Source organism: Chitinophaga sp. Cy-1792 (genome assembly GCF_011752935.1).
Lineage (GTDB): Bacteria > Bacteroidota > Bacteroidia > Chitinophagales > Chitinophagaceae > Chitinophaga.
The window spans coordinates 2,338,801-2,353,557 of record NZ_VWWO01000002.1; the positions used below are offsets into that span (position 1 = coordinate 2,338,801).

At 47.0% G+C, this 14,757-nt stretch carries 2 protein-coding genes; both read right to left on the bottom strand.

The annotated features are described in order from the left end of the window. Positions 1-10: 10 nt before the first annotated feature. Entirely contained in the window at positions 11-11,467 is an 11,457-nt protein-coding gene (locus F3J22_RS23565; protein WP_167020377.1) for an Ig-like domain-containing protein, read from the bottom strand. 980 nt (positions 11,468-12,447) lie between these two features. Next, positions 12,448-14,691: a hypothetical protein gene (locus tag F3J22_RS23570; protein WP_167020378.1), complete on the bottom strand. Its 2,244-nt coding sequence runs from the start codon at positions 14,689-14,691 to the stop codon at positions 12,448-12,450. Between the last annotated feature and the right edge of the window lie 66 nt (positions 14,692-14,757).

Below are 14,757 nucleotides of genomic sequence, written 5' to 3' on the forward strand. Positions count from 1 at the left end.
CTGTGAGCAATTATCTGACAATAGTGATATAACCTTTCGTTGCTTTAGTAGATTTCTGGATGGTAAGAATATAGTAGTAGGTACCTTCTGCCAGCGGATTTCCACCTGAAGTTCCATCCCAGTCATTACTATAATTCTTACGCTGATATACCAGGCGACCAGCACGATCGTAGATCATCACTTCATTATCAGGGTAACTGTCGAGATTTTTAATTACCCATTTATCATTGATACCATCGCCATTAGGGGTAAGGATGTTGTTTGCATCTACCTTGAAGTCTACATTGGCAGTTACTGCTATATCAGTTGTATTGCTACAGTTAAATATGTTGGTAACAGTTACTGTATAAACGGTATTTGCCTGTACCCTGGCGTGCAACTTGTCTGTAAACTGACCAGATATGATACCATCTACCTGTGCCCAGGCGTATATATCGCCACCTGTTGCGGTAAGTACGATGTCATCACCTTTAGACAAGGTAGTTGACTTATCTGCAGTGATCGTAACTGCCGGCGTAGGAAGCACGGTAAACGTAAATGTACGTTGCAGCGAGTCCACAGCATTGTTAAGGGTACCTCCGTTGTCTTTAATCGTAACGGTGATATGAGCTACTGCGCTGGTGGCAGCGGCTTTCAGCGTATATGTCACTAACCCGCTATGAGATACAGATAACAAGTCGAATAAAGGCTGATCGCTGCTGATCGTGAGGGCGTAGGTCTGGTCTGCTTCCACTGCCGACATGTTTGTCAGCTGAATGGTATGCGTAGCCTTGTCCACACAGATCGACTGATCATTGATTGGATCGAGGGTCGGTGCCTGGTTGAAGTACATTAAGATCACCTTGATAGGAATGAGTGCCGGCTGGCTCATATTGAGGCCGTCGGTTACGGTTACCTTAACGGTAACGGTAGTTCCGGAAGCATTGTTGAGTGCGCGGGCATCATTTACAGTGATCTTACCATTTGCGTCTATTGCAAAGGCGCCATTGGTCGGATCATCGGTGATCGTCCAGCCTTTCAGTACACCAGAAGCTTCAGTAGCAGACAGTACACCTATCTGGGTATTCGCCACTGCATCACCATTCACACTGAATTGTGTAGCGGTAATCACTGGTGCGGTAGCATCGTAGATAAAGCTGATGGTATTGGATGCCTGGTTCGCATTGTTGCTCACATTTACCGCAACACCAGCAGGCACCATCACAGTTACATTGCCATCTGCGACAGCCTGGATAGTAGCCTTGTAGGTAATGTTGTCGGTAGTAGTCAGACTGGTTACAGTACCGTTGGTTACGGTGATACCAGCAGTAGTAAATCCGGTTACTGCCTCACTGAAGGTAATGGTAGCATCCACCGGCGTATTTACTCTTGCCGCTGCTGCTGTAGCCACTACTACTGTTGGATGGGCAGTATTGATAATAATACCTGTAACCGCAGGGATACCTGTTAAGGTCAGCACGGCATTGTTACCGGCAGGATCTTTCACGGTACCTCCGTTGAGGCCGATGATAGCGGACGAGCAATCAGCCACACCATTTTCACCTGCAGACACGGTGTAATTAAACACCATATCCTGCGTACCGCTGGTGTAATCAGCCGATACCGGTGTGCTGCCTATTTTGAAGTTCAGCGTAGGCGTACCTGTTACAATTACCGGTTCGCTCATATGTACTACAAACTGGAGTACAGACCCTTCGTTGTAATACTTAGCCGCCGGCATTGTTACGCTGGTAACTGTCGGAGCAGTGCCATCGTAGGTAAATGCGAGGGTATTGGAAGCGGCATTTCCGTTATTACCAACATTCACTGCGGCACCAGCCGGAAGTGCAATAGCTACTGCGCCATCGGCAACCGGTGTAATGGTAACCTGGTAAGTGATATTGTCGGTAGTAGTTAAATTACCTGCTGTGCCATTGGTTACACCGAACTTAGCGGCGGTGAGGCCTGTCACAGCTTCTGAGAAGGTGGCAGTAACCACGATAGCCTGATTAGTCAGTGCCGGTGCGGCAGATGTTAATATTACCGAAGGATGTGTGGTATTCACCAGCACATTCGGCATGGCGCCAAATTTGCTGTTATCGATCACCGCAGGGTTGCCCGCGATATCGGTGATGATAGCACCGCTTACGTCGAATGGACCATAAGTGATACCGTCCATATCCTGATCACCATCCACCACATTGTATTCGAAGTGCAGGGTATTGCCATTGTTCAAGGTACCCGTCAGCACTTTGGTATCGCTACCAATTACAACAGACAGTTTAGTCGTACCCGTTACAGTTACCGGTTCGGAGAACACTACATCGAATTTAAGCAGGGAATTGCTGGTGTTGTACATTCCGTCAGCAGGGTTGTTTACCGCGCTGATCACTGGTTTAACACCATCCACGTTTACGGCGGTCAGTGCACCTACATTATTCAATGTAAGATCTGCCACGTTGGTAGCCGCATCAGTAATGGCCGTTACATTCTGTATGGTGTTTTGGGAGATGGTAATGCCGTTGTTGTCCAGATCACCTTCCTGTACCGTATACACGAAAGTATAGGCGTTTGAGTTATTACCGCTTGCATAGGCAGCATGTTGTGGCGTACTGCCGATGGTCAGTTCCAGGTATGGCGTGGTGGCCATATCCAGGGTCACTACCTTAGACCAGTTCACTACAAATTTCAGCTGATCACCGATTTTGTAGGTACCAGGTGCAGGTACTGTTACACTGCTTACCACCGGAATGGTAGCGTCGTAACTCAGGCTGATCGTATTGGATACAGTATTTCCGTTATTACCAATATTCACTGCTTTATCTGCCGGCAGGGAAACGGTTACCGTTCCATCGGCTGCTGGTGTTACAGTGAAAGTATAGGTGATCTGATCGGCGCTGTTCAATGTACTTGCAGTGCCATTTGTTACTGCGAATGAACCAGCTGTCAATCCGGATACTGCTTCTGAGAATACAGCTGTTACAGTAAACGGCTTGTTGGTCAGTGCAGGGGCTGCAGTACTGAGCATTACCGAAGGATGTGTGGTATTTACCAGCACATTCGGCATAGTGCCAAACTTGCTGTTGTCGATCACCGCAGGGTTGCCAGCGATATCAGTAATGGTAGCACCACTTACGTCGAATGGACCATATGTGATACCGTCCATATCCTGATCACCATCCACCACATTGTATTCGAAGTGCAGGGTATTACCACCGGTTAAGGTACCTGTCAGTACTTTGGTAGCGCTACCTATCACTACAGACAGTTTAGTCGTACCCGTTACCGCTATCTGTTCGGAGAACACTACATCAAATTTAAGCAGGGAATTGCTGGCGTTGTACATTCCATCAGCTGGGTTGTTTACCACGCTGATCACTGGTTTAACACCATCCACATTTACGGCGGTCAATGCGCCGATTCCGTTCAGTGTCAGGTCTGCCACGTTGTTATGGTCATCAGTAATGGCCGTTACATTTTGTATGGCGTTTGGAGAGATGGCAATGCCATTGTTATCCAGGTCTCCTTCCTGAACGGTATAGGTGAAGTTATAGGCATTTGAAGGACTACCACTCACATAGGCCGCCTGTTGTGGCGTACTGCCAATAGTCAGTCCCAGGTATGGCGTAGTAGCAGGGTTCAGTGTTACCACTTTAGACCAATGTACCACAAATGTCAGCTGGTCACCGATTTTGTAGGTAGCATTTGCCGGAACGTCCACGCTGGTTACTACCGGAGCGGTAGCATTGTAATCGCGGCTGATGGTATTGGAAGCCGTATTGCCATTGTTCCCGATGTTTACTGCCTTATCTGCTGGCAGGGTAACATTTACGGTACCATCTGCGGTTGGTGTAACCGTGATAGTATACGTTTTAGGATCGATGGCCGTCAGGTTACCTGCTGTACCGTTACTTACGGTGAAGCCTCCCGCAGTCAGGCCGGATACGGCTTCTGAGAAGGTGGCTGTTACTGTAAATGGCTGGTTGAGCAGCGCAGGAGCTGTGGAGCTGAGTATTACAGAAGGATATGTGGTATTCACCAGCACATTCGGCATGGCGCCAAACTTGCTGTTATCGATCATAGCAGGGTTGCCAGCGATATCAGTAATGGTAGCGCCGCTTACGTCGAAGCCTGCATATGAAATACCATCATTATCCTGGTCTCCGTCTACCACATTGTATTCGAAGTGCAGGGTATTACCACCGGTTAAGGTGCCTGTCATCTTTTTGGTATCACTACCTATAAGAACAGACAGTATAGTCGTACCAGTTATATTAACCGGTTCGGAGAACACTACATCGAATTTCAGGGTTTTGTTACTACCGGCATTATAGATACCATCAGCAGGGTTGCTTACCGTGCTGATCACAGGTTTCACACCATCCACATTTACGGCGGTTAATGCACCGATGCTGTTCAGCGTCAGATCTGCCACGTTGCTATGGTCATCTGTAATGGCCGTTACATTTTGAATGGAGTTTGGAGAGATGGCAATGCCATTGTTATCCAGGTCTCCTTCCTGAACGGTATAAGTGAAGGTGTATGCATCTGAAGGACTACCACTTACATAAGCAGCCTGTTGTGCGGTACTGCCAATAGTCAGTCCCAGGTATGGCGTAGTCGCCGGGTTCAGTGTTACCACTTTAGACCAATGCACCACAAATGTCAGCTGGTCACCGATTTTATAGGTAGCCGCTGTTGGTACATCCACGCTTGTTACTACCGGAACAGTCGCATTGTAATCGCGGCTGATAGTATTGGAAGCCGTATTGCCATTATCACCGACATTCACTGCCTGATCTGCCGGCAGCGTTACATCTACGGTACCATTGGCGGTTGGTGTAACCGTGATGGTATACGTTTTAGGATCGATGGTTGTCAGACTACCTGCTGTACCGTTATTCACGGTGAAGTCGGTAGCAGCCAGGCCGGACACAGCTTCTGAGAACGTTGCTGTTACCGTAAATGGCTGGTTGAGCAGCGCAGGAGCTGTGGAGCTGAGTATTACAGAAGGATATGTGGTATTCACCAGCACATTCGGCATGGCGCCAAACTTGCTGTTATCGATCATAGCAGGGTTGCCAGCGATATCAGTAATGGTAGCGCCGCTTACGTCGAAGCCTGCATATGAAATACCATCATTATCCTGGTCTCCGTCTACCACATTGTATTCGAAGTGCAGGGTATTACCACCGGTTAAGGTGCCTGTCATCTTTTTGGTATCGCTACCAATAAGAACAGACAGCATAGTCGTACCAGTTATATTAACCGGTTCGGAGAACACTACATCGAATTTCAGGGTTTTGTTGCTTCCTGCATTATAGATACCATCAGCAGGGTTGGTTACCGTGCTGATAACCGGTTTGACACCATCCACATTTACGGCGGTTAATGTACCGATGCCGTTCAGTGTCAGGTCTGCCAGATTGCTATGGTCATCTGTAATGGCCGTTACATTTTGTATGGAGTTTGGAGAGATGGCAATGCCATTATCATCCAGGTCTCCTTCCTGAACGGTATAAGTGAAGGTATATGCATCTGAAGGACTACCACTTACATAAGCAGCCTGTTGTGCGGTACTGCCAATAGTCAGTCCCAGGTATGGCGTAGTGGTTGGGTTCAGTGTTACCACTTTAGACCAATGCACCACAAAGGTCAGCTGATCACCGATTTTATAGGTAGTCGCTGTTGGTACATCCACGCTGGTCACTACCGGAACAGTAGAATTGTAGTCGCGGCTGATGGTATTGGAAGTTGTATTACCATTATCACCGATGTTCACTGCCTGATCTGCTGGCAGCGTTACATCTACGGTACCATTGGCGGTTGGTGTAACCGTGATGGTATATGTTTTTGGATCGATGGTTGTCAGGTTACCTGCTGTACCATTATTCACGGTAAAGTCGGTAGCAGCCAGGCCAGACACAGCTTCTGAGAACGTTGCTGTTACCGTAAATGGCTGGTTGAGCAGCGCAGGGGCTGTAGAGCTGAGTACTACAGAAGGATATGTGGTATTCACCAGCACATTCGGCATGGCGCCAAACTTGCTGTTATCGATCACCGCAGGGTTGCCTGCGATATCAGTAATGGTAGCACCGCTTACGTCGAATGGACCATACGTGATACCATCATTATCCTGGTCTCCGTCTACCACACTATACTCATAATGCAGGGTAGTACCATTATTGGTTAAAGCACCTGTCAGTACTTTGGTACTGCTGCCGATAACGATGGAGAGTGTAGGAATAGTACCAGCTATAGTAACCGGTTCGGAGAACACTACATCGAATTTCAGGGTTTTGTTGCTTCCGGCATTATAGATGCCATCAGCAGGGTTGGTCACGGAGCTGATAACCGGTTTAACACCATCCACATTTACGGCGGTTAATGTACCGATTCCGTTCAGTGCCAGGTTTGCCAGATTGCTATGGTCATCTGTAATGGCCGTTACATTTTGTATGGAGTTTGGAGAGATGGCAATGCCATTGTTATCCAGGTCTCCTTCCTGAACGGTATAAGTGAAGGTGTATGCATCTGAAGGACTACCAGATACATAAGCAGCCTGTTGTGCGGTACTGCCAATAGTCAGTCCCAGGTATGGCGTAGTGGTTGGATTCAGTGTTACCACTTTAGACCAATGCACCACAAAGGTCAGCTGATCACCGATTTTATAGGTAGTCGCTGTTGGTACATCCACGCTGGTCACTACCGGAACAGTAGCATTGTAATCGCGGCTGATGGTATTGGAAGCCGTATTACCATTATCACCGATGTTCACTGCCTGATCTGCCGGCAGCGTTACATCTACGGTACCATCTGCGGTTGGTGTAACCGTGATGGTATACGTTTTTGGATCGATGGTTGTCAGATTACCTGCTGTACCGTTATTCACGGTGAAGTCGGTAGCAGCCAGGCCGGACACAGCTTCTGAGAAGGTGGCTGTTACCGTAAATGGCTGGTTGAGCAGCGCAGGGGCTGTAGAGCTGAGCACTACAGAAGGATGTGTGGTATTCACCAGCACATTCGGCATGGCGCCAAACTTGCTGTTATCGATTACCGCAGGGTTACCCGCGATATCAGCAATGGTAGCACCGCTTACGTCGAAGCCAGCATATGAAATACCGTCATTATCCTGGTCTCCGTCTACTACATTGTATTCGAAGTGCAGGGTATTACCACCGGTTAAGGTACCTGTCAGCACTTTGGTATCGCTACCTATCACTACAGACAGTTTAGTCGTACCCGTTACTGTTACCGGTTCTGAGAACACTACATCGAATTTCAGGGTTTTGTTGCTACCGGCATTATAGATGCCATCAGCAGGGTTGGTCACGGAGCTGATAACCGGTTTAACACCATCCACATTTACGGCAGTCAACGCACCGACACCATTCAGTGCCAGGTTTGCCAGATTGCCGTAATCATCCGTAATAGCCGTTACATTTTGTATGGCACCCGGAGCGATGGCTATACCGTTATTAGCCAGGTCTCCTTCCTGAACGGTATAAGTGAAGGTATATGCATCTGAAGGACTACCACTTACATAAGCAGCCTGTTGTGCGGCACTGCCAATAGTCAGTCCCAGGTATGGCGTAGTGGCCGGATTCAGTGTTACCACTTTAGACCAATGCACCACAAAGGTCAGCTGATCACCGATTTTATAGGTAGTCGCTGTTGGTACATCCACGCTGGTTACTACCGGAACAGTAGCATTATAGTCAGTGCTGATCGTATTGGAGACGGTATTGCCATTATTGCCAATATTCAGGGCTTTACCTGCCGGCAGGTATACCGTTACCGGACCATCTGCTGCCGGTGTAACCGTGAAGGTATACGTTTTAGCGTTGACAGTGGTCAGACCAGATGCACTGCCATTCGTTACTGTAAAGGCATTCACATTCAGGCCCGATACATCTTCGGTGAAGGTAGCGGTAACCACGAATGGTTTGTTTGTTTTTACAGGCACTGCGGAAGTCAGTGTTACACCCGGATGTGTTGTATTCACCAACACGCCGGACATTGTACCAAATTTGCTATTATTAATAACAGCAGGATTTCCGGCAAGGTCTGTAACAGTTGAAAAATCATAACCAGCGTATTGGACACCAGTCATATCCTGGTCTCCATCAACTACCTGGTATTGGAACTGTATAACATTTGGTAAAAAGAGTGAAGAGGCAGTCAGGGTTTTAATGCTGCCACCAATATTAATTTTGAGGGTAACAGGCCCCGACAGTTTGATCGATTCGGAGAACGATACCACAAAAGTCATAGGCGCACTGGATGCATTATACATAGCTGCATAATACGATACAGTACTGATCACAGGTGCCACGCCGTCAACATTCACGGAAGCGGTGCTTCCGATGTGATTCAGTGTCAGGTCTGCCTGGTTGGTAGCAGCATCTGCTATACCTGTAACGTTCTGTATTTTATTTTTAGAGATGGTAATGCCATTGTTAGCCTGATCACCTGCCTGTACGGTATAGGTAAACGTATAGGCATCTGAAGGACTACCACTCACATAAGTGGCGTGCTGTACCTTGGTTCCCAGGGTTAGCTCCAGATATGGCGTGGTGGCCGGATCCAGGGTTACCACCTTAGACCAATGTACAACGAAGGTCAGCACATCCCCTGTTTTGTAGGTCTTAGCTGCCGGTACATCCACACTGTTTACCACAGCAGGGGTAGCATCATAGGTCAGACTGATGGTATTGGAGGCGTTGTTACCATTATCTCCGATGTTCACTGCCTTATTTGCCGGCAGGCTTACCGTCACCGGACCATCTGTGGTTGGTGTAACCGTAATGGTAAAGGTTTTCGGATCAACAGCAACCAGGTTACCTGCTGTACCATTAGTTACAGCAAAGCCTCCTGCGGTGAGGTTAAATACCGCTTCCGTGAATGTAGCAGTTACTGTAAATGGTTTGTTGGTCAGCGTAGGCGCTGTAGTACTGAGTATTACATCAGGATGCGTGGTATTCACCATCACATTTGGCATCGCACCAAACTTACTGTTATCAATCACCGCAGGGTTACCCGCAAGATCAGTAATGGTAGCTCCGCTTACATCAAATGACCCATACGCAATACCATCCATATCCTGGTCTCCTGCTACCACATTATATTCGTAATGCAGCGTAGTACCACCATTGGTTAAAGTACCGGTCATCACTTTGGTACTGCTGCCGATAATGATGGAGAGTGCAGGAATAGTACCAGTGATAGTAACCGGTTCAGAGAACACCACATCGAACTTCAGCGTAGGCTTGCTGCCGGTGTTGTAAACGCCGACAGCAGGATTTGTCACCGAGCTGATAACAGGCTTAACACCATCCACGTTTACCGCAGTCAAAGGGCCTACATTATTCAATGTAAGGTTTGCATCGTTGGTAAAGATATCTTTAATGGAAGTTACATTTTGAATAGTATTCTGGGAGATGGTAATGCCATTATTATCCAGATCACCTTCCTGTACGGTGTACGAGAAGGTATAGGCGGTACCCGGACTGCCACCCACGTAGGTTGCATGTTGCACCGTACTGCCTATGGTCAGTTCCAGATATGGCGTTGTAGCCGGATCCAGCGTCACAGACTTGGACCAGTTCACCACAAAATTCAGCTGGTCACCGATCTTATAGGTTTTAGCGGCAGGCACTGTTACATTCTGCACCACAGGAGGAACCGGATCATAGTTGACACTGAGGGTATTGGAAGCAGTGTTACCATTATTACCTGAGTTCACTACTTTATTGGCCGGTAAAAACAGGTTTATCTGTCCTGCCACTGCAGGAATAACAGTGAAAGTATATGTTTTCTGATCAGTGGTAGCCGGATTAGTGACAGCGCCATTTGGTATTGAAAATGAGGAAGCTGTCAGGCCGGTTACCGGTTCAGAGAAGGTCGCCGTTACAGTAAACTGCTGATTGGTATTAGCAGGGGCACTAGTAGTGAGTATTACTGTAGGAGTGGCGGTATTCACCAGCACATTAGGCATCGTGGTAAATTTGCTGTTATCAACGGCAACAGCAGCATTACCCGCAAGGTCTTTTACAGTAGCATTGAACACACCATATGCAATACCATCCATATCCTGGTCGCCATTGACTACGGTATACTCAAAGTGCAGGGTATTACCGCCGGTTAAGGTACCATTCATCGTTTTGGTACTGCTACCGATCACAATGGCGAGTGTAGGGATACCCGTTACCGCTATTGGCTCTGAGTACACCACATCAAATTTCAGGGTTTGATTATTGCTGGCATTATAAACACCATTAGCCGGATTGGTTACCGAGCTGATAAACGGTCTAACACCATCCACATTAACCAGGGACAGACTACCGATATTGTTCAGCGTCAGGTTAGCCGGGTTGTTGTTCGCATCTTTAAGCGCAGTTACATTCTGGATAGTACTCTTGGAGATACTGATACCATTGGTGGCCAGATCGCCTGACTGCACCGTATAGGCAAAAGTAAGGGCGGAGGAATTGTTTCCACCGGTATAGTTAGCTTTCACAGTGGCACCGCCAATGTTCAGCTCCAGATAAGGTGTAGTACCAAAAGTCAGTGTTACCAACTTATTATAGTTCACCGTAAAATTCAATACCTGGTTTATACCATAGGTACCATTTGCCGGTACTGCCACACTGGTGACAACCGGCGTATTATCATAGGTAAAGTTTAAGGTATTGGACGCAGTATTATTAAGGTGGGTATTAGCTCCCGTAACCTTTCCTGCGGGAATACTTACAGAACCGGCACCGGTACCACCTGTAGAAGGTGTAACCAATGCGGTATAGGTAGTATTACTTGTAGCAACAATATTGGATACTGAACAATTAGTTACAGCAAAACCAGCTGACGTTAAACTTGTCAGCTGTTCAGTCGTAGTGATAGTAATGGTAAAAGGTTGTTTAACCGGGGTCGGGTCCGTCATTGAAATGGTAAGCGCTGGCTGACCCGCATTTACCAGTACCTTTGAAATATCGCCCTGTGGCGTATTTAATGTAGGATCAACATTATTATAATTTCCATCGTAAATCTGGTTAAAATTACTCACGATAATCTGCGGGCCCAGCTGGATACCATTCATGTCCTGGTCTCCCGCAACTACCTGGTATTTGAAAGTGAGTGTATTCGAATTACTTCCACCAGAATAGGTGGCATAACGTGTAGTACCGCCAATAGTCAGCTTCAACGAGGGGCTATTGATGACATATACAGTTCCGTTGAACTTGACTGTAAAGGTTAGCCACTGACCAACAGTATAGGTGCCGGCGGCAGGCACCGTATAATTATTCACTTTGGTTTGCGGTGCAAATGCAGCAGCTTTTTCTGGCCTGCCGATGTTCGGCAAATCGCCGGGGTCAATTCCATTTGTTACATGCAGATTATTGTGGTTGATTGCATACCCACGGGGAACAAACCAAGATCCCCAAAGGAAAAGCGCCAACATAATCAGCAACCTGGAGTAGCGTTTTTTCATGTTATTTTTTTAAATGCGCATAATAGGTTTAGCAGCCACAGACGCGGTTGTGAAAGATATCTTCCCAATGCTTTTCATTAGCGTGCGAACCTTTATTTTAATCAGGAATAGTTTTTTCTTTTAAATAATTTTTTTTGAGGTCGTATCAAGAAAGATGTTGGAACCCGGTAATGTATTTCCGGATTGATATGAAGTGCGGACAGTCTGCCAGATACCTATATTTTCCTGTTGGCCCATCTGTAAAAGATGCGCCGCGCAGCAAGCATAAATACCTGTTTTGGGATTAAAAAAATAGTTTTTGCATATGCCGACTTAATGCCCCCGAACGATTGTTCAGGTCAGCTGATGATCTGCTACCAGATACTTTTTTAAAGCAAATTTGTTTAATGCAGTAATTTAATTTTATACAATAAAAATCCCGCTGGCAGCCGGTTTAAAACTACACAGCGATTTTGCTTCATACACGAAACCGACATTAACGTATAGCCGTTAACGTTAGTACATGGCACAACATTGCTCTTAGTGGTACCGGAGGCATTGGCAACAGAAACGCAGCCAAATACAGCTCCTATACCCTGGTAATGATCCATAGATATAAAATTTAGTGGTCTCGAATAAATGGTATGGTAAAATTACCGACTGATTGGAATTCTCTTTCTCACGTAGTCCTGAATACGATATAAAATCTATCTGGCTATATACTCATCAACTTGGGGAAAACCTCAGCTGGGGGTAACGACAAACCTAGTATGGATAAATAGTAATTGAAAGGAAAATCAAGAAAGAATGGTTGAGGGCGTAAAGATAAAGCAATATTTTTCAGTTTGTCAACTCCTGAAATGATCTCTCTCAAAAAATAATTACCGAACAAATTGAACGATCGGCATAAAACACAACACCAGACTCACTTTCACTAAGCAGCCTGGTAGTGCTATCTACCAGGCTACTAACAAATGATTAACGAAATAGCGTATTTCTACTTATCTGCGAAACCGTCCTCCGCCACCGTGAAAACCACCACCGCCACGTTGAAATCCCCCTCCTCCACGCTGCCAGTTCTGAAAGCGCTGGGTCTGGAAATTTCCACGCTGCCGCGATGCGGCCGACTGATTCAACCCATGCAGGGTTTCAGGTGAAATATTATCCCTGGTAGCACCACTGAGATTAGGTCTGTTGGCATTATTTCCCGCAGGATGCTGCACATTATTCCAATTACCATTATTGTATTTGCTCCATCCGCCACCGGCATCTTTTCTGTATACATTTCCATCATGACCTGCATATACGTTACCGTTATTGTTACGTACTACCGTACCATTGGCACCGGTATGTACGATGCCACTCTGGCCATTATTGGTTCTGTAACCTGCCACGGTACCATTGCGGGTACTGATATGCCCCGTCTGAATGGCATTTCCATTGCGTGTAGCCACTGAGTTCCCCCATTGTGCATACGCATTATGCCCCTGATGCGTGGCTGCTGCACCACCTGTCCAGGGATTATAAGCAGCAGCACTGGTACGACCACCATACCATCCCTGGACGCTCGCAGAACGGCCATACCTGCCGGTTGCAGGATTATACCAGGCAGAAGAACCTGCAGCGCCGTACGGTCCATATGCCCTGCGGCCTACCGCATAACCACCTGTCCAGGGATTGTACACGGCGCCTACACCATATGTCATCGGCCATGGATGATAGATAGGAAACATAGCGCCCGCACCCCAGTAAAAATAAGGTGGGTACCACCATCCGGTACCATAGGCAATACAGGCGCCTACAGCGGCACCAAAAATAAACATGCCGAGGTAACCTGCCGTGTAACTGCTTTCCACCGTAGTGGCAGTAGCATCGGTTTGGGTCACATAGGTAACATTGTATACAGGCGAACTTGGCGGGATACTGTAAATCTCCTGTGGCACCGCATCCGCGGTTTGCCATGGACCTTCCGGTCTGGTAGACATAAACCATATACCCTGGAAGCAGAGATAATAGATATCGCCGTCTTTGATCACCTTATCCTGTGTATTCACCGCATATTGCAGGTTGGTGGTTTCAATTGGTTTGAACTCAGGCGTGCCATCGTAATGTACCTGTACTTTAGCAGCTGCTTCCGCTTTATTGACGGTAACGGTGGTGGGTATCTGCGCCAGCATCACGGCATCAGATGCTTCCACCGTACCTGGCACAGAGGCCAGCACATTGGCTTTAGGCGAGCCTGAAGGAATCTTTTTAAAATCTTCCGGTAAATTATTGGTGGCAAATTCCCATGGCCCGCTGGTACTGCCGGCGCTAAACCAGCGACCGGATAACAGCACATAGAATTTTTGCGTTTTGCTATCTACAAAAAAATCATTGTCGGTATTGGCGCCATATAACAGGTCTGTACCATTGATACGTGTATACACCGGCGCACCTTTAAATAAGATCAGCTCTGCGGGTTCATCGCTGTAAAAAATGGTTTCCGGTTGTGCATTTGCAGGGGCCGGAATCATTTTCTTCACCTCATCAAAGTTCTCACCAGCCGGTAGTTTGCTCATATCTTTGGGCAGCGTACGCGTCATGGTATAAGGCCCTTTTACATCTTTTGCCGAATACCATCCTTTATCTGCGAGCAGATAATACGTATTGTCCTTTTTATCGAAGAACAGGTCCCAGTTGGTATTCACGATAAACTGAAGATCCGATTTTGCAATGGGACTCAATACCGGCTTACCCTGCACCAGCAGGAGCACCGCAGGATTAGTGCTATAGAAAATTTTAGGGGGATCGTTTTTGATATTGGCAGTTTTTACATCCGATTTATCCTGGTGCATATCGGCCAGGAGCCTGTCTACCGCAATGGACTGCTCATTGACAGGCAGCAGCTTCCGGAACAACATTTCCTCGTTGGCAGTACTACTTCCCTGTTGTCCTGCAATTCGTACATCCGTTACTTTGATATTTGTCAGGTAAGCCGTTCGGGTTTCTTTATCGACATCGGTGCTCGCGGTAAAAGAGGCAACGCCTACTGATTGATTGCCTCCCGAAGGGGTGAGCGAAAAGGCCATCCGGCCTGCCAGTGTTTTGTAATTATCCCAGGAATCGATCTGAGGCTGGTAATAGATAAGGGTAGCGCCATCTTTGGTTACCTGACGGGGCCAGCCCATATCCTGGGCCATAGCCGGCAACCAACAAAATATGCACACCATACAGTAAAATGCAAAAGCAAGTTTTTGTTTCATATCAGGCATTTTTTTATAATAGATGAACAGTATACAGACTGCCCTGTATGATGATGTGCTACATGC

Coding starts and splice junctions, on each gene's coding strand:
- F3J22_RS23565 (WP_167020377.1), bottom strand. CDS start 11,467: ATGAAAAAACGCTACTCCAGGTTGCTGATTATGTTGGCGCTTTTCCTT.
- F3J22_RS23570 (WP_167020378.1), bottom strand. CDS start 14,691: ATGAAACAAAAACTTGCTTTTGCATTTTACTGTATGGTGTGCATATTT.